The sequence below is a fragment of the Planctomycetaceae bacterium genome, assembly GCA_021371795.1.
GTDB lineage: Bacteria > Planctomycetota > Phycisphaerae > Sedimentisphaerales > UBA12454 > UBA12454.
Genome location: JAJFVK010000019.1, coordinates 342,654 through 359,460, shown reverse-complemented (window position 1 = coordinate 359,460; position 16,807 = coordinate 342,654). Strand labels below are relative to the sequence as shown.

Genomic DNA, 16,807 nt, shown 5'->3' with positions numbered 1-16,807 from the left:
AGGAGGATTCCAACAAGATGATAATACCGTGGAAGGTTGACGTGCCGCAGGACAAGCTGCCGTTTCTCAACTGGCTCTTGATAATATCTATCATTGCAGTCTTTGCATGGCAGATTCCCCAAAATCGGCAGCGCCGTGAGAAAATTGAGCAGATTGTCGGCGATAAGTACACTCTGACGCAAGAGGATGTAAATTCAATCGAAAGCATTAAAGTTCCTTACGATGACTATATGCTTGACGGCTGGTCGTTTAAGCAACTGTTTACGCATATATGGCTGCACGGCGATATATTTCATATTGCTGGAAATCTGCTGTTTCTCTGGATTTTTGGCAATTCTGTCTGCTCTAAAATAGGCAATCTAATTTATCTGCCGATTTATATTTTTGTGGGGCTTTGCGCAGGTGTGTCGTACCTGCTTTTTTCAGGCAATATGCCGATGCTCGGCGCAAGCGGCGCTATTAATGGTATTGTCGGAATGTATCTTGTGTTCTTTCCGACAAATGAGATCACGTGCTTTTGTACGATAACATTAATTTACTGGCGGCAATTCGATGTTCCAAGTTACGCGATTATTTTACTGTGGTTCGCGTTTGATATTTTCGGCGCATTTATCGGCCACAGCAACGTCGCGTATTTCGCACACATAGGCGGTTTCGCAGCAGGGGTTGCGATTGCGATTGTAATGCTGAAAACAAACTTCATCAAAATGGAACGCTATGAAATATCGCTGTTGCAGATGCTCGAAGACAGAAAGCAAGCCGCTAAACCTAAAGTACAAAACTGGAATCGCGCCATTGCCGGCGATTTTATGCAAGAGCAGCAGGTTCAGGAAGAAATAAAAACTGCACCTAAAATAGAAATACCTGTATTACCCGCCGATGCGTTTTTCAAACAGTCTTCCGAATTGCCGCCGGAACTTGGCGAGTTTTTGCAGCCGGAGAATGCCGCGTGGACTGGAGTCCACATCACGCAAACACCTGCCGCTCCAGTGCCAAAGGTTTCAGTGCATACACGACCGCAGGAAGCTCCTGTCGGCATTATACGCTTTTCTTGTGAGTGCGGTAAAAAACTGAAAATGCCGATTCAATACGCCGGTAAAATTGGCAAGTGCCCGCTGTGCAAAAGACCGGTGAAGATTCCGAAACATTAGTAGGTGCGATTTGTGTTTTTGAACATTTGAGAATTTTCATTTTGAAATTGTTTAGTATTTAGTGCTTCGAGTTTTACATTTTTTGCATTTTCGCTTTTTGTTTCTTTTGTTTTTCAGGCACGCATCGCATCTGTCGTCACTGCACATCTGGCAAAAGAAACAATCCGGACAGTTATGCTTCCTCGGCCCGATATAGTCAGGCTGAAATATTTTACCCGGTATTCCTGGTATTCGTATAAAAGCCATATAACACTATAACTAAAACAGTCTTTTCATATTTCATTATCGGCGTTTCTATTACCGAACAACACAAATCAGAGGTAAGGCTTGCCGCGTATTCCACATTTGATTGGTTAGAACCATCCTTTTTTTTGTGCTTTCTTCAGGATTTTCTTGAGATCTTTCTCCGGTATCATAAGACAGAACTGCCCCCAGACCCATCGACCTTTCGCACCCGGCTTTACTCCGACCATGTAATATCCGAGTCGATACTCAATCTGGTTATCCGCTTCAAACTTGATGCGCTGAAAAGCAATAAGTTTAGGGTGTGCACTATGCTGTTGCTGTTTGTGAAGGATTTCGTCCTCAATAATAAAGTAACAATCGTCTTCATTGATGTTCTTTACGCAACGACGTTTGCCGATACTATTCGGACGTTTGTCTGGCTCGACTACTTTAGCCTTTTTGCTACGTCTTGAAGCTGATCTTCGATTGTGAATTCCCATAACTTCTCCTTTCTAATACCTGCCTTAAAAAATAAAATATCAAACAACTCTGCCAAGGTATTGGCAAGGCAAATCACTAATAACCGATTTTCGCAATTTCCTTTTTCAAAGCCGCGAAAAGTTTGCTCCTGCTTGCTGCGCCTATTTTTTCGCCGTTTTTATAGATAAAGCCTTTATCTGCGGCTGCACAAACTGCGACATCAGCGTCTGCCGCTTCGCCGGGGCCGTTTACAACGCAACCCATCACCGCGACTCTTATCGGTTTGTGAATTGTCGCAAGATATTTTTTCACATCCTGCGCGAAACTTACCAAATCCCACTGACACCTTCCGCAAGTCGGACAGACGATTAGTTCCGGTTCATTTCTTTTGTAAAGTTCAAGCGAAGTAAGAATTTTCTTTGCGATTTCAATTTCGCCGACAGGGTCGCCCGCAATACTGATTCTAATCGTATCGCCTATGCCTTGCTGCAAAAGAGTGCCTAATGCTACCGAAGCGGGGATGATTGCGTCTTCGGCAAGGCCTGCGTGAGTTAAACCCAGATGTATCGGGTATTTGAATTTCTCCGCGATTGCTTTATTCGATTCAATTGTCCGAAGCACATCCGAACTCTTGACGCTCAAAACCATATTGTCAAAACCGCGGGATTCAAAATGACGGATATAGCCTGCCATTTCCTTAATCATTAATGCGGTTCGCTGTTTGTATGGTATGTCGTGTTTCAAATCGCGGATGCTCGCTTCGTTTATGCCGATACGCATCGCGATTTTGTGAGCCTTTGCGCAGTCGATGATTCTGTTGATGTCTTCTTTGCTTTTGATATTGCCGGGGTTGAGTCGGATTTTTGCTGCGCCGCCTTCGATAGCCTCGATTGCTCTTTCGGGCGAGAAGTGAATATCGGCGACGAGCGGAATTTTCGACTTTTGCACAATTTTGGCAAACGCGATACTGTCCGGCTTTGTGGGGACAGCCAATCTTACCAAGTCCGCGCCTGCGGCCGCCAGAGCATTTATCTGTTTCAAACAGCCCGCGATGTCTGTGGTTGCCTTTTTTATCATAGACTGGATGGCGACAGGGTGTTTGCTGCCGATTTTGACAGTCTTAACCGTTACCGTTGTTGTTGTGCGTCTTTTTATCATATTTCCAGATTCTAACTTGTTTTATGTCCGCTGGCAAATTAAAATACCGGCACTAATCTATATGCTTTCAGAGAAATGAAAAAAGACGAAAAACAACCAAATATAATTATTTATACTACTGATGACGGTCAGTCGAAGCTGCAGGTCAGGGTTGAAAAGGAAACTGTCTGGCTGACCCAAAAGCAGATGGCCTCACTTTTTGAATGCAGTACTGACAATATAGGGTTACACCTGAAAAATACCTTTAATGAGGGGGAATTGGACGAAAAATCAGTTACCGAGGAATACTCGGTAACTGCCTCTGATAGCAAAAATTATGATGTAAAGCATTATAATCTCGATGCCATTATTTCTGTTGGTTATCGTGTAAAATCAACACGAGGCACGCAATTTCGCATTTGGGCCACGCAGCGGCTGCGAGAATACATAGTCAAAGGTTTTACACTTGACGACGAACGGTTGAAGCAACAGGGTGGTCGGAGTCGTTATTTTGAGGAGTTGCTCCAGCGAATCCGAGACATTCGCAGCAGTGAACGCAACTTTTATCAAAAAATTACAGATATTTACATCACGGCGATTGATTACCGCAAGGATGATAAACTTACACATGATTTTTTTGCGACTGTACAGAATAAGATTCATTATGCAGTTCACGGCCATACCGCGGCGGAAATTATTGCAAAACGCGCAGACAGCAAAAAACCATTGATGGGGCTTACAGGATTTAAGGGCCGCTATATTACTGCCGGTGATATTACAATCGCCAAAAACTACCTTTCCGAGGACGAACTCAAGCAGCTAAATCTTATTGTTTCGATGTATCTGGATTTTGCGGAACTTCAGGCAAGCAGAGGGCGGTTAATGAAGATGGCTGACTGGATTGTCAAACTTGATGAGTTTCTGAAAGTCAGTGAACGCCAACTCCTTAAAAATTCCGGCAAAGTCAGTGCTGAACAAGCCGCCTTAAAAGCACATCAGGAATTCGATAAATATAGGGTCGAGAGAGATAACAACTATATTTCTGATTTTGATATGGTTGTTAAAAAAATCCTGAAAAAGAACGATAACGAAAAACACAACTAAACTTGATTGTTTCCCAATAAAATGAAACTGCGATATATTATATTTATTATAGTTTTGGTTTGTTTTGCCGCTGCCTTTTTTGCGGTTTTAACGAATAATGCCAAATCTATTCCACAGAGCAATTCCTGCAATAGAATTGTTTCGCTCGCGCCGAATATAACTGAAATTTTATTCGCACTGGGATTGGGCGATAAGATTGTCGGTACGTCTGAATTCTGCAATTACCCGCCGGCGGCGAAGCAGATCCAGCGTGTCGGCGCACTGATGAATCCGAACTTCGAGGCGATTGTCGCTCTCAAGCCCGACCTTGTGATTATGGTCGATGAAATGGCGGACTACAAAACCCGCTTTGATTCGCTGGGGATTGAAACGCTCATCGTCAAACACGACACTATCAATGAAATTCTTGATTCCATTAACATCATAGGGCAGCGGTGCGGCAAAACCGTCCGGGCAAACGAAATTGTCAGCAATATAAAAAATAAAATCCTGCTGATTCAAAACGCTGTACGAAATCAATCTCCGCCGCGGGTAATGATAAGTCTTGGGCATGATTACTCTCAAGACCCGTGTTCGAAGCCGCAGCATATTACGATCGCGGGTAATGACGGTTTTTACAGCCAGATGATTGAATATGCAGGCGGGAAAAATATTTATGACGGCAAAGTTCCGTTTCCGGTTATCAGTTGGGAATCGGTAATCGCGATGAATCCGCAGATTATTATCGATATCGGGCCGGTGGAGACTAAGCCGATTGATGCGGAAATTACAAAGCGGCAATGGAAGAATTTCAGTCAGATTGACGCGGCGAAAAACAACGCGGTTTATGTTTTCACGGAAGATTACACGGCAATTCCGGGGCCAAGATTTATACTGACATTAGAGAAGATTGCGCATATAATAAATCCGAATGAACCAAACAGTAATTGACACAACAGATTTAAGCTTTGAAGTCGCGGGCAAACGGATTTTGGACAAAATTTCCTTTTCCGCATTTGCAGGACAACGGCTTTTTATTGTCGGTCCCAACGGCGCGGGCAAAACTACGCTGCTTCGGTGTCTTTGCAGGATTATCGATGATTACACCGGTACGATAAAAATAAAAAGCAGAGACATAAAAGAATATCCGCAAAAAAAGCTCGCCGCGGTGTTGACTTATGTTCCGCAGTCCCTGCCGGCTGATATTCAGTTTACCGTTCGGCAATTCATTTTAATGGCACGTTACCCGCATTTAAGCCCGTTTTCGGTTATTGGTCCGCAGGATGAAAAAATTGTAAAAGACGCGATGGAAATGACTCAAACAACCGCTTTTGCCGACAGGGTGATGGCGACATTGAGCGGCGGAGAACGTCAGCAGGTCAGTATCGCGGCCGCTTTGGCGCAGCAGGCTGAAATTTTCCTGCTCGATGAGCCGGCGACATATCTCGACTATAAACATCAGTTCGATATTCACAGTCTGCTGATGAAAATTAATAAGACTTTCGGCACAACGCTTGTTTGTGTAACGCACGATTTAAATTCTGCTGTGCTTTGTGCGGATACGATAATAGCTTTGCGCGACGGTCGGATTGTCTTTCAGGGGAAACCGGCCGAGATTATGAACGAGAAAATTCTCGAAGATATATATTCCAAAAAATTCAGTTTTGTCCTGCATCCGTCAACAGGTCAAAAATTAATTGTTCCTGATAAAGTTTTGAATGAATAAAAAATTTACATTTTTTCTGATTTGTGTTTTCGCACTGGCTGTTTTGGCTGTATCGCCATTTATCGGCTCTGTGCGTATTCCGTTTTCAGCGTTGAGCGATTTGAAGCAGACTACGACCGAGTCGCAGATTTTTTATTCGCTGCGTCTGCCGCGAGTTTTAACCGCGTTTTTGGCAGGGGCAGCACTGGCCTGCTGTGGCGTGGCACTTCAGGCGATGTTCAGAAACCCGCTTGCGACGCCTTTTACGCTGGGTATATCGTCAGGTGCTGCGTTTGGTGCGGCGATATACGTGCTGTTTGCGGCATCGCTGAAACTGCCTTACGGCGGAATATTGTTTTCATTTATTGGCTCGCTGGCGGCTGTTTTTCTTGTGTATGGATTTACGAAAGTCAGGAAAGGGTTTTCTGTCGGCACAATGCTTTTGGCCGGCGTGGCGGTAAACTTTTTCTTTTCAAGTCTGATTTTGTTTCTGCAGTACATCAGCGACTTTACGCAGTCGTTTCGTGTTGTCCGCTGGCTGATGGGAAGTATCGATGTCGCAGGCGGTCAAACGCCGATGATTTTTCTGCTGTTTACACTCATGGGTGTGATAATTATTTTGACGCAGAATTTAAATCTGAATCTTATGAGTATCAGCGATGAAATCGCAATCGCCCGCGGAGTGAATGTTCAAAAATCGCGGAAGCTGATTTTTTTCGCGACGTCAATTATGGTTGCGGTCGTCGTGGCTTATTGTGGGCCGATTGGTTTTGTCGGCCTGATGGCTCCGCATATTTGCAGACTTATTATCGGACATGACCATAAGTATTTGATTGCCGCATCATTAGTTTTCGGCGGTGCATTTCTGACTTTGTGCGATACTTTCGCAAGAACGCTGATTTCGCCGGCGGAAATTCCGGTCGGCGTGATTACCTCGCTGCTGGGGGGGCCGTTTTTCGTCTGGCTGCTGGTTAGAAGTCCGGCTAATCGCAATTTGTAAGTCGTTAAATAATTTATATTTATTGCTTGCAAAACAAAAGATTTATGGTATATATTAGACCCTATATTTACCTGCTCTGGGCAGGTGAAAGATTATGTAGTTTAGTTTTTTTCGGAGAAGTCACGTGAGAGATTTTAACAGAGGTGGTCAGGGCGGTAAAAGTTTCGGACCACGCCAGATGTACAAAGCTGTATGTGCTGAATGTTCACAAGAATGTGAAGTTCCTTTCCAGCCTAAAGAAGGCAGACCTGTATTTTGCAGAAACTGCTATTCTAAAAAGAAAAACGGTTAATTTGGCCCGCTAATTATGCCCGTCTTACGACGGGCATAATTCTATATCCGTATCATTGTGAATCCTGGTTATGGTGCTGTTGGGTTTCCTGTCTTTTGTTTTCACCGCAGTATCAAAAATCACTAATTACGACCGCGATTACACACCTGTCAGCTTGTAACACCGACGATTTTAAATAATTGTGCAATTGTGATTCGCGGCTTGGCGAAGCAGGCACGATGGTTTACGAACCGTTCAACGCGCGATTGAAAAATACCTGTGGTATTAGATTTTGTTTTTAACAAATTTCTCAAGTCCGGTCTTTTTTAATTTTCGCAAGTTCTTCAGATAAGTTTTCTGATTGTCTTCCTGCAATGTTACGAACTTACCGCAATCCTCAAATTTCAAGCACTGCCAACAACCCTTATATTTATTTTTCTTTGCGCAAATTCTGATTTTGCATTTTGGTGAGCCGCCGCCTTTTCGGCAGCCGGGGCAGCGAAGTTTTGTAATCGATTCAAGTAATTCAAATCCCTGCTGATAATATTTGAAGCCTTCAAAGCCGGGCATTTTAGCCAGGAAATCCGATACCTTATCGAATTTACCTTTTGTAAGTTCTTTTTTTAAATTCTTTGCCAGATTAGCGGGTATCTGCGTATATCCCGGACACTGCCCACAATTAAGCCCGCAATAAGCTATTAAATCTGTTTTGTTTGCCATTTGAATTCTCCTTCGAAAATATAGTATTTTACCACTGTGCTTCGTTGCCGTAAGGGCCGACATAGCCTTTGGGTTTATCCTGTGTGCGGGATTTTATAATCGCCTCGGCTATCGCGATATCTGCTTTTGTCGTTATCTTGAGATTTGAAAAATCCGTCTTAACTATCGAAACCTTTTCCCCCATAGCCTCGACAAGCTGGGAATCATCGCTAATTTTAGACTTATCAAGTTTTTCAAGATTCGCGTACGCTTTTAAAAGCATATCCTTCCTGAAAACCTGCGGAGTTTGTGCCTCATATAATCCGCTGCGGTCAACGGTCTGGAGTATCTGTTCGTTTTCAACTTTCTTGAGTGTCGCAACGACAGGGCTGGCCAGCATTGCCGTGCCGGTCTCTTTGGCTTTTGCAAAAACGTCATTTACCCATTGTTCCGTCAGGCAGCACCTGACAGCATCGTGAACGGCGACAAAATCGATATCGTCTTTCACCATCGCAAGTGCCTTTGCCACGGACTCGAAACGCTCACTGCCGCCAAGACAGAGTTTTACGCCGTGGAAGCTGATGTTTGCGCCATGTGTGATTTTGAAAAGTTCTTCATCTTCGGCAGGGATTGTCATTATGATTTGCTTAACATCGTCGCGGCCGGCGAAAAATTCAATGCTGCGCAAAAACGCAGGGCGGCCGGCAACATCTGAAAACTGCTTTTTCTTTGCCGCTTCGAGATTATGCTTCTGCTTTTCGACAAACCGTTTGCTGCTTCCCGCAGCGCAAATTATGACAGCTATGTTCATTTTCAAGCCTATTATTAACCACGAAAAAACACGAATTTACACTATAAATTTTAAAACTCTATCCCTTTACGGGCGTTGATTTTTTTTTCAAATGGATGTTTAATCAATTTCATCTCCGTAACCAAATCGGCCAACTTTATCAATTCTTTTGTTGCTCCTTGGCCGGTTAGAATTAATTCCACCTGCTTTGCCTTTGATTTAATCAAATCCTTTATTAAGTCTAAAGCAACAAGTTTAGCTGTCAGGCAGAACACAATTTCATCGAGGATAATTATATCATATTCTCTGTTTTTCGCTTGTGTTTGAATTTTTTCGAACAGCAGGGCGATTTGCTGCCTTGTTTTCTCGATGGTTTTGCCGTCGTCGAGGGATTTTTTCATATTCCATTCGATTTTTAATGGAACAATCTTAATCGCCAGTTGACTTTTCGCAACGGCTTTGCGTTCGCCGAGTTTCAGAGATGCCGGTTTAAGGAATTGATAGATTATAACCTTATTACCCCAGCCCGCGGCTCGAAGCGCAAGGCCAAACGAGGCAGTTGTCTTGCCTTTACCGGTGCCGGTATAAATTTGTACTAATCCTTTTGAAAGCATGGGAATATGATAAGGAAATGAATGCAAAAGGTCAACCACGAATGGACACGAATTTACACTATACTATTGAAATTGAATTTGCCTGTTGAATCGCAGGGCAATGACAAAACGCTTACGACTGCATCGAGATTAATTGGGCCATAGATGTGCGGGAACTTTTCGTCTGTTCCCTGCGGGCTTTCGTAGATTGTACGAGCGTTTAATTTTGTCGGGTCTATTTTCAGCAGTACCAAATCCTTTTGGCCTTTAAACATCCAGTTCGCAACCCTTTCAACCTGATGGTCGTCAGAGCAGTGAACAAAACCATCTTTGTCAAAATCAGCCGGTTTGTACGGAGCTTTATTTGCACAGGCCGACCAGTCCGATTTTTTTGCGATGTGATAAATCATTTCAAGTTTGTCCCAATACAAACGGTTCCGAGATCAATATGACTGGCATCTTTTTTTGAAGTTATTTGCGTTGGTTTAATATTCAATTCCATTTTTTGCCAATTGTTTTTTGAATCCTGATACCATAAATACGCTATTCGAGGCTTCATATCAGGGGGGCCTGAATCATGTTCTTGCTTAGAATTGTAGCTATAACCCCAATTTGCATTGGCTTTTAATTGAACAAAGCCTGTCTCGTTAGTAGGTGCGATTTTTGATTGATCGATCTTTTGAGGAGTTTCTTTTGGGTAAAAAGTTAAAAATGTATTCATATTTACTAAAGGTGTTCCATTAATATCAACTAATTTAATAGATGTTTGAAAAAATGTTGTGCCATCAACGAAAGTATCTGGAACGTCATTAGAGTCCGCACATCCGCTGCAAAATAATATTTCGCAAAGTGCCAAAGAAGTAATAATAATATACTTGTTTATCTTCACAAATTTGCTCCGTTTGTCGCAATTATATCTTTATACCAATGCGCCGAATCTTTCAGCGTGCGTTTTTGGGTTTGGTAATCAACATAGACAAGTCCAAAACGTTTGCTGTAGCCATACGCCCATTCGAAATTATCCGTAAGACACCAATGGAAATAACCTTTGCACGGGATGCCTTCGTCTATCGCGCGTTTGTACTGCTTGAGATGCTTTGTAACGAAATCAATTCGCTGCGGGTCATGGACTTTGCCATCTTCATAAATCCAATCGCAATTTGCCATTCCGTTTTCGGTAATGACTATCGGCAGTTTATATCTTTCGTAGAAAAATTTCGGGCCCCAATACAGTGCCTCCGGCGTAACTTCCCAATCCATTGTCGTCAATGGGAAACCTTCCGGAGCAGGCACAATTTCTGCCCCTGTTTTTAACGATGGACGAACTTTCCATCCACGATAGATATTTAAGCCGATAAAATCGAGCGGCTGAAAAATCGTCTTCATATCATCATCGCGGAACTTCGGCATTTCTTCCGCGAATTTTTTCAGGCCGTCTTCAGGGTATTTGCCCAGCAGCACAGGGTCTGCAAACCATGAGTTATTCATAAGCGAGTTGTCGAATACAGAGAACATTGCTCTTTTGGTAACCTCGACATTGATGAAATTTTCACTGGTTGGAATTGCCGGCAGGCCAACCAATGCGGTGCCGATTGACGGTTTTAATTTTGCGTTTGCACGGATTATCTGTACCGATTTGCCGTGCGCGAGCAGTGAATTATGCGCAGCGAGCAGCAGTTGCGGCAATTCGAGCTTCAATCCCGGCGCGTGATAGCCCGTGCGATGTCCCAAATCAATAAAACACTGCGGTTCGTTTTGCGGAATCCATTTGCTGACGCGGTTTGAAAGTCTGTCAATCACAACCTTTGTATATTCTGCGAACCAATCCGGGCTTTGCGGATTTAGCCAGCCGCCTTTTTCAAACAAACTCTGCGGATAATCCCAATGGAAAAGTGTTACCCACGGTTCAATGCCGTATTCGAGGAGTTTATCAATCAGCTTGTCGTAAAACTCAAGGCCTTTTTCGTTTACTTTGCCGATGCCGTCGGGCAGGACTCTTGGCCAGGAGATTGAAAGCCGATAAGCCTTTAAGCCGATGTCCTTCATTATTTTGCAGTCTTCTTCGAACCTGTTATAGTGGTCGCAGGCGATATCTCCGGTGTTGCCGGAGTAAACCTTGCCCGGCTGTTTGCAGAATGTATCCCATACGGACAGGCCTTTGCCGTCTTTATTGAAGGCGCCTTCGATTTGATAACTTGCGGATGCCGCCGCCCATATAAAGTTGTTCGGGAACGATGTACTTTTTTCATTTTCCATTTCGAAAATGATAAGGTTGGCAGATAAAAAATGCAAACAAATAAGGCTGCGAGTGTTTTCAAAAAACATTCGCAGCCTTTAGTTAGCTACAAAAAGTTACATTTGCTTAAGCTCTGCGTTTTCGTACAAATGCAAATCCGCCAGTACTAAGCATCATAATAGTTGCCGGTTCCGGCACAATCGCCGCACCTGTTCCGCACCAATCAAGTGTAACATCAAGGTCGTGGCCGTCGAATTCGCCCATATCATAGTCCAATATCATTTCACTGCTCAAAGCCACATCAAAAGTTCCAGAACCACCAATTGACGGTAATATACCATCAAAAATACCGCCATCAGAAGACGTGGTGATAACACCGTTTTCAACAGCCAAATCTAAATATCCCCGTTGGACAGTGTATTGGCTGCTGATGTCGATGTGAAATACCGCATCGGTTGCATCCAATGACAACATCCCGTTGCTCCAGTCAATTTCATCGTTCATTCCGTTCAGTTCGCACTCGATAAATAGTAACGTCTCAATAAGCGTTTCATCGGTTACCAAATCATGCACGGTAATATTGATTGGGTCTGTTCCCCATGTAGCTCCGCCTGCCGAACCGGATACAGCCGCCCTAAAGACGGGATTCCATGCGATTCGTCCATTTTTTAAGGCTCTTCCGCCTTGTGCGGTAACACCGGAGTAGCTGAAACCATAGGCGCCTCTTTCCGAGCCCGTACCGTTTGCTGTCGCATCGCCCCAAACATGCACATTGCCAGTTACATTTCCGCCTGCGACAAACGGGTTGACAGTTACTGATGAATTTGCTCTGCCTGTGGAACCAGGATCATTCGAGGTAATGCTGCCAGATCCCACGCCGCCTCCTTGAGGAACGTTGAACGTATCCTTATTTACTTTTGCTCCTCCGGAGTTAATGACATCGCCATTTCGTTTGCCTCGATCTGTGCCGAAACGGGCAAAATTAGCCGGCTGTGCGAGAGGATTGACATCGAAATCATACGGTGCGGGACTGGCGTTATCGACCGCCCATGTGTGTTCAAACTCATACCATATAACTTTTGGTACGATCGAACCGCCAGGGCGAAGTATGAAATTGTGCTGGATATCATACCATGGCTGCCACTGCGCTGCCGATGCAGAAATACTGCACGACAAAATTACAACACCACACAAACATAAAATAATTTTTCTTCGCATACTCTTTCCTCCATAAATTAAAACTATATATATTTTACGAGAGGGATAGGACAGGCAGAATAAAACGTGAATTCCTCAAACTGCTGATTTTGTCTTTTTCTCCTATGTATCATCTCTCACACTTTCTCGTAAAAATTAAAATGAAAGAAAACTTAAGTAATAGAAGCCTTACATCGCACTTTAACTTACGTTGCCGCTCTCTCTGTGAAATGAATACCGGGCGTTATTTTACATATGAATGGCAGAAAATGTCAATAAGGAAAACATTTGTTTGTACAATTGTGTCAATTACAGACTAATAATCTTTATGTGTTAATTAGATATTAAATGTTTATTATATGCATTTGTCGAATAAAGCTATTTCTTTTCTTCTTTGGAAATATTTTTGGCGCGTGCGGTTAGGATTTTGTTCATTAGTTTAACTACCATAAACATTGTAAAAGCGACTATGAGAAAATCTATGAGTGTATTGATGAACATACCATAACGTAATGCCACGGCCGGCAGTTTGTCGTTAGCAGCTGTCAGCGTCTCTGGTTTTAGGATAACCTGAAGATTCTTGAAATCAACACCGCCGAGAACAAAACCTATCGGCGGCATAATTACATCGTTGACTAAAGAGTTTACAACCTTATTAAAAGATGTGCCGATGATGATTGCGACTGCCATATCGATGGCGTTGCCTTTAATCGCGAACTGTTTAAATTCCTGCCAAATCTTCATAATCTGAATATTATGCCATACATTAAATAATGCAATACATTTCTTCATCTGTGCTTATAGTGCTAAAATTTTGATTTTTTACTTTAACAAGCGACAAAAGTGTATATAATTTCCACAAAATTGTCTGATAGCACTACAAATATGTATTTTTTTCAGGGATGGATACTATGCCGGGAAGAAAAGATATAAGTAAAGTAATGATAATAGGTTCTGGTCCAATCGTGATTGGTCAGGCCTGCGAATTCGATTATTCAGGCACACAGGCGTGCAAGGCGCTTCGAAAGCTGGGTTACAAGATATTACTTGTAAATTCCAATCCTGCCACGATTATGACCGACCCCGGGATGGCAGATATCACATACATTGAGCCATTAACGCTCGATTCAATGACTGAAATCATCAAAAAAGAACGGCCTGATGCGCTGCTGCCGAATCTTGGCGGACAAAGCGGTTTGAACCTTGTTTCCGAACTTGCAAAGGCAGGCGTTCTTGAAAAATATAATGTCAAAGTCATCGGCGTGAACGTTGACGCAATAGAAAGAGGCGAAGACAGAATCGCATTCAAAAACACAATGGCAAAGCTCGGTATCGATATGCCGAAAAGCGACCCTGCCTATACAGTTGAAGAAGCGGAGAAAATTGCGGAAAAGCTCGGCTATCCGGTTGTTGTTCGTCCCGCATACACAATGGGCGGCACCGGCGGCGGTTTGGTTTATAATATTGAGGAACTTCGCATTGTTGCAGCCCGCGGTATCGCGGCAAGCCTTGTCGGTCAGATTCTTATCGAAGAATCCGTGCTCGGATGGGAAGAACTCGAGTTGGAAGTCGTCCGCGACTCCAAGAATCAGATGATTACAGTTTGCTTCATCGAAAACGTTGATGCAATGGGCGTTCATACAGGCGATTCATACTGCACCGCTCCGATGCTGACAATCGATGAAAAACTTCAGAAGAAATTGCAGAAATATTCGTATGATATCGTCCAGGCAATTGAGGTCATTGGCGGAACAAACGTTCAATTCGCTCACGACCCGAAAACCGGCAGAGTAGTTATTATTGAAATTAATCCAAGAACAAGCCGGTCGAGTGCTCTGGCATCCAAAGCGACAGGATTCCCAATTGCGTTGGTTTCAGCTATGCTGGCAGGCGGTCTTACGCTTGATGAAATTCCATACTGGAGAGACGGGTCTCTTGAAAAATACACGCCAAGCGGCGATTATGTTGTCGTGAAATTCTCGCGATGGGGATTTGAGAAATTCAAAGGTGTGCAGGATAAACTCGGCACACAGATGCGCGCGGTCGGCGAAGTAATGAGCATCGGCAAGAATTATAAAGAAGCGTTACAGAAAGCAATTCGATCTCTTGAAACCGGCAGATACGGACTTGGCTTTGCGAAAAATTTCAACAAAAAATCGCTGCCGGAACTTATGGATATGCTCAAAGAACCGACAAGTGAACGGCAGTTTATTATGTACGAAGCGCTGCGAAAAGGCGCTGATGTGCAGGAGCTTTATTGCAAGACATATATTAAGCCATATTTCATTACGCAAATGAAAGAGCTTGTCGAGCGTGAAGAAGAGGTTCTTAAATACAAAGGCAAACAACTGCCTGATGAATTGCTCGAAAAAGCCAAGAAAGACGGCTTCGCGGATAAATACCTTGCGAAATTGTTGGGCGTTGCCGAAGAGAAAATCCGCAAGCAGAGAAACGCAATCGGCGTTGTTGAAGGCTGGCACGCAGTTCCGGTCAGCGGCGTTGAAAACGCGGCGTATTATTATTCAAGCTATAACGCAAAAGATACGGTATCTGTCAGCAGTAATAGTAAGAAGATTATGGTTCTCGGCGGCGGGCCGAACAGAATCGGGCAGGGCATCGAATTTGACTATTGTTGTGTTCACGCGGCGATGGCGCTTCGTGAAGCAGGCTATGAAACCATTATGGTCAACTGCAATCCGGAGACTGTTTCTACCGATTATGACACTTCGGACAAATTGTATTTTGAGCCGTTGACAGTTGAAGATGTGTTAAGTATTTATGAAAAAGAAAAACCTGTCGGTGTTATTTGCCAGTTTGGCGGACAGACACCATTGAATATAGCGGGCGAGCTTGAGAAGGCAGGCGTTAAAATTATCGGTACAAGCGTGCAGAGCATCGACCTTGCCGAAGACCGCGATATGTTCCGCAAGCAAATGGAAAACCTGAATATTCCAATGCCCCAATCCGCGATGGCAAGTACGTTTGACGATGCGTTGAAAGCGGCAAAGGAAATCGGATACCCGCTGATGATTCGTCCGTCTTATGTTCTGGGCGGTCGAGGAATGGAAGTTATTCACGACGACGAAATGTTGAAAAAATATGTCGATGCGGCGGTCGGTGTAACGCCTGAAAGGCCGCTGCTCATCGATAAATTTTTGAGCAATGCCATCGAATGCGAAGCGGACGCTCTGGCTGACGGCGGCGACGCTTTTGTGCCGGCGGTTATGGAGCACATTGAGCTTGCCGGTATTCACAGTGGTGATTCAGCTTGTGTGATTCCGCCTATAAGCATCCCGCAAAAGCATCTCGATACAATTTACGATTATACAAAAAAGATTGCGATAGAATTAAATGTTGTCGGTCTTATGAACATTCAGTACGCTATTGCCGAAGATAAGGTTTATGTTCTTGAGGCAAATCCGCGAGCGTCGCGAACTGTGCCGCTTGTGTCTAAAGTCTGCGGAATACAAATGGCAAGACTGGCGACGCAATTGTCGCTCGGCAAAAAAATCAGCGATATGAAATTGAAGCCGAAAAAATTCGCCCACTTCGGCGTTAAAGAATCGGTATTTCCGTTTAATATGTTCCCGGAAGTCGACCCGCTGCTTGGGCCTGAAATGCGTTCGACAGGCGAAGTTTTGGGGATGGCTGAATCTTTCGGGCTTGCATTTTACAAAGCTGAAGATGCTGCGAAATCAACGCTGCCGACAAAAGGCACTGTACTGATTACTGTTAACGATGCCGATAAAAAAGCGGTCATTGGTGTGGCGAAAAAATTTGCGAAGTTAGGTTTCAAAATTGTTTCAACTTCAGGCACTTGCAAATCTCTGCAGGAAAACGGCATCGAAGCTGTGTCGATTTTCAAAATGCAGGAAGGCAGACCGAATATTGTTGATGCGATAACAAATGGCGAAATTCAGCTTCTGATTAATACCCCGGCAGGCAAAAGCAGCCAGTATGATGATTCATATCTTCGCAAGGCTGCGATTAAGTATAAAACTCCGTATATAACGACCATCGCGGCCGCTGTTGCTGCTGCCAAGGGCGTTGAAGCGATACAAAAAGGCAAAGGTGCTATCAAATCATTGCAGGAATATCACGCGGAAATTAAGTAAAACTGCACATAAAAACCGTTTTGTTTAAATAAAACCCCGATGGCTTGTCGGGGTTTATTTTTTTAATGCAATTTTATGGATTGACGAAACGCCAGATTAGTTATAGAAAAAAGGTGTAAGTTGAC

17 protein-coding genes are annotated in these 16,807 nt (G+C 43.7%); 7 read left to right on the top strand and 10 right to left on the bottom strand.

From position 1 onward, the window contains the following. The first annotated feature begins 17 nt into the window (after positions 1-17). Positions 18-1,151 (top strand): rhomboid family intramembrane serine protease, encoded by a 1,134-nt coding sequence (locus LLF92_10275; protein MCE5341490.1) that lies wholly within the window; start codon positions 18-20, stop codon positions 1,149-1,151. A 353-nt stretch (positions 1,152-1,504) separates the two neighbouring features. On the opposite strand, the gene LLF92_10270 is transcribed toward LLF92_10275, so the two are convergent. Both LLF92_10270 and ispG read right to left on the bottom strand, forming a co-directional pair. Then, positions 1,505-1,876: a hypothetical protein gene (locus tag LLF92_10270; GenBank protein MCE5341489.1), complete on the bottom strand. Its 372-nt coding sequence runs from the start codon at positions 1,874-1,876 to the stop codon at positions 1,505-1,507. 76 nt (positions 1,877-1,952) lie between these two features. Further along, positions 1,953-3,014, bottom strand: coding sequence for a flavodoxin-dependent (E)-4-hydroxy-3-methylbut-2-enyl-diphosphate synthase (ispG, locus tag LLF92_10265; protein ID MCE5341488.1), 1,062 nt, complete (start codon positions 3,012-3,014; stop codon positions 1,953-1,955). A gap of 75 nt (positions 3,015-3,089) precedes the next feature. Between ispG and LLF92_10260 the strand changes: the two genes are divergently transcribed. The 5 genes from LLF92_10260 (at position 3,090) to LLF92_10240 (ending at position 7,073) form a co-directional block, all read left to right on the top strand. Beyond that, on the top strand, positions 3,090-4,097 hold the full coding sequence (locus LLF92_10260) for a virulence RhuM family protein (protein ID MCE5341487.1): 1,008 nt from the start codon (positions 3,090-3,092) through the stop codon (positions 4,095-4,097). A gap of 21 nt (positions 4,098-4,118) precedes the next feature. Next, positions 4,119-5,027, top strand: coding sequence for a cobalamin-binding protein (locus LLF92_10255; protein MCE5341486.1), 909 nt, complete (start codon positions 4,119-4,121; stop codon positions 5,025-5,027). Then, positions 5,008-5,802, top strand: coding sequence for an ABC transporter ATP-binding protein (locus tag LLF92_10250; protein ID MCE5341485.1), 795 nt, complete (start codon positions 5,008-5,010; stop codon positions 5,800-5,802). Before LLF92_10255 ends, LLF92_10250 begins: the two co-directional genes overlap by 20 nt. Then, the gene (locus tag LLF92_10245; GenBank protein MCE5341484.1) at positions 5,795-6,781 is read left to right on the top strand and encodes an iron ABC transporter permease; all 987 of its coding nucleotides are present in this window, start codon (positions 5,795-5,797) and stop codon (positions 6,779-6,781) included. Before LLF92_10250 ends, LLF92_10245 begins: the two co-directional genes overlap by 8 nt. Before the next feature lie 124 nt (positions 6,782-6,905). Next, complete coding sequence (locus tag LLF92_10240; protein ID MCE5341483.1) at positions 6,906-7,073, top strand: hypothetical protein; 168 nt, start codon at positions 6,906-6,908, stop codon at positions 7,071-7,073. A 264-nt stretch (positions 7,074-7,337) separates the two neighbouring features. On the opposite strand, the gene LLF92_10235 is transcribed toward LLF92_10240, so the two are convergent. The 8 genes from LLF92_10235 to mscL form a co-directional block, all read right to left on the bottom strand. Beyond that, on the bottom strand, positions 7,338-7,772 hold the full coding sequence (locus tag LLF92_10235; protein MCE5341482.1) for a DUF3795 domain-containing protein: 435 nt from the start codon (positions 7,770-7,772) through the stop codon (positions 7,338-7,340). Positions 7,773-7,800: 28 nt separating this feature from the next. Beyond that, the gene (gene ispD / locus LLF92_10230) at positions 7,801-8,562 is read right to left on the bottom strand and encodes a 2-C-methyl-D-erythritol 4-phosphate cytidylyltransferase (protein MCE5341481.1); all 762 of its coding nucleotides are present in this window, start codon (positions 8,560-8,562) and stop codon (positions 7,801-7,803) included. A 50-nt stretch (positions 8,563-8,612) separates the two neighbouring features. After that, the gene (locus LLF92_10225) at positions 8,613-9,155 is read right to left on the bottom strand and encodes a cob(I)yrinic acid a,c-diamide adenosyltransferase (GenBank protein ID MCE5341480.1); all 543 of its coding nucleotides are present in this window, start codon (positions 9,153-9,155) and stop codon (positions 8,613-8,615) included. A gap of 53 nt (positions 9,156-9,208) precedes the next feature. Then, positions 9,209-9,565 (bottom strand): DUF952 domain-containing protein, encoded by a 357-nt coding sequence (locus LLF92_10220; GenBank protein MCE5341479.1) that lies wholly within the window; start codon positions 9,563-9,565, stop codon positions 9,209-9,211. After that, positions 9,541-10,023, bottom strand: a complete 483-nt coding sequence (locus LLF92_10215; protein ID MCE5341478.1) for a hypothetical protein — start codon at positions 10,021-10,023, stop codon at positions 9,541-9,543. Before LLF92_10215 ends, LLF92_10220 begins: the two co-directional genes overlap by 25 nt. Then, positions 10,020-11,390 (bottom strand): beta-glucosidase, encoded by a 1,371-nt coding sequence (locus LLF92_10210; GenBank protein MCE5341477.1) that lies wholly within the window; start codon positions 11,388-11,390, stop codon positions 10,020-10,022. The genes LLF92_10215 and LLF92_10210 overlap by 4 nt, the downstream gene beginning before the upstream one ends. A gap of 106 nt (positions 11,391-11,496) precedes the next feature. Beyond that, on the bottom strand, positions 11,497-12,588 hold the full coding sequence (locus LLF92_10205) for a PEP-CTERM sorting domain-containing protein (GenBank protein MCE5341476.1): 1,092 nt from the start codon (positions 12,586-12,588) through the stop codon (positions 11,497-11,499). Positions 12,589-12,945: 357 nt separating this feature from the next. Next, positions 12,946-13,359: a large-conductance mechanosensitive channel protein MscL gene (mscL, locus tag LLF92_10200; protein ID MCE5341475.1), complete on the bottom strand. Its 414-nt coding sequence runs from the start codon at positions 13,357-13,359 to the stop codon at positions 12,946-12,948. A 119-nt stretch (positions 13,360-13,478) separates the two neighbouring features. Between mscL and carB the strand changes: the two genes are divergently transcribed. Beyond that, positions 13,479-16,682 carry a carbamoyl-phosphate synthase large subunit gene (gene carB / locus LLF92_10195; GenBank protein ID MCE5341474.1) on the top strand — a complete coding sequence of 1,068 codons (3,204 nt, stop codon included), beginning with the start codon at positions 13,479-13,481 and terminating at the stop codon, positions 16,680-16,682. Positions 16,683-16,807 lie beyond the last annotated feature (125 nt).